This is a genomic window from Streptomyces sp. CA189 (assembly GCF_056428985.1).
In genome coordinates this window covers 1-893 of sequence record NZ_JBWJVM010000193.1, presented here as the reverse complement: position 1 = coordinate 893, position 893 = coordinate 1, and the positions used below count along the sequence as shown (strand labels likewise).

The window sequence follows — 893 nt, the reverse complement described above, 5'->3', positions numbered from 1 at the left end:
TCGTCTCGGTCCTCATCCTCCTCGCCCTCACCGTCGTGGGCGGGCTGCTGTTCGGCGGCGGCCTCGACGGGGTCGACGGCACCGGGGCCACGAGCTGGGGCTACCTGATCGTGTCGGCCATCGGCGTGGTCATCGGACTGACGATCACCATGCCGATCCAGGCGGGCGTCACCGTCCTGCTCTACATCGACCAGCGCATCCGCCGCGAGGCCCTCGACCTGGAGCTCGCGCGGGCGGCGGGCATCGAGAACTACGGCACCACCACGCCGCCGACCGGAGGCTGACGCGGGCATGAGGAGCACGGGGGGCCTGCTCACCCAGACACCACCACCCACACCACCCGTCAGCATCGGCCGTGAGGCCGCCCGCGAGGCGGCCCGCCACGAGCTGTCCAAGCCCGCGTACCACCAGAACGACCCGGGCCTGCTCCAAAGGGCCCTGGACCGCTTCTGGGAGTGGGTCGGGGACCTCTTCGACCGGGCCTCCGGCGCGACCCCCGGCGGCACGCTGGGCCTGATGGTGATCGCCCTGTTCGCCCTGCTCCTCCTCGCCGCCCTGTGGTGGCGCCTGGGCACCCCGAGCCGCACCGCCGCCCGCGCCGCGGGCACCCTCTTCGACGACGGCATCCGCAGCGCGGCGGACCACCGCACCGCAGCCGAGGCACTGGCCGGCGAGGGCCGCTGGAGCGAAGCCGTCCAGGAGCGCATGCGCGCCGTGGTCCGCTCCCTGGAGGAGCGCACCCTCCTCGACCCCCGCCCGGGCCGCACCGCGGACGAGGCGGCCGCCGAAGCCGCCCTCTCCCTGCCGTCCCACGCCGCGTCCCTCCGCACGGCCGCCCGCACCTTCGACGACGTCACCTACGGCGCCCACCCCGCCACCCCCGAGATGTACGC

The 893-nt window shown here is 74.8% G+C and carries 1 protein-coding gene and 1 pseudogene; both read left to right on the top strand.

The window, feature by feature from the left end:
* A pseudogene (locus tag AC061S_RS44480) lies at positions 1 to 284 on the top strand (hypothetical protein); the annotation flags it as partial.
* A 7-nt stretch (positions 285 to 291) separates the two neighbouring features.
* A partial coding sequence (locus AC061S_RS44475; RefSeq protein WP_478691582.1) for a DUF4129 domain-containing protein occupies positions 292 to 893 on the top strand: 602 nt, incomplete at its 3' end.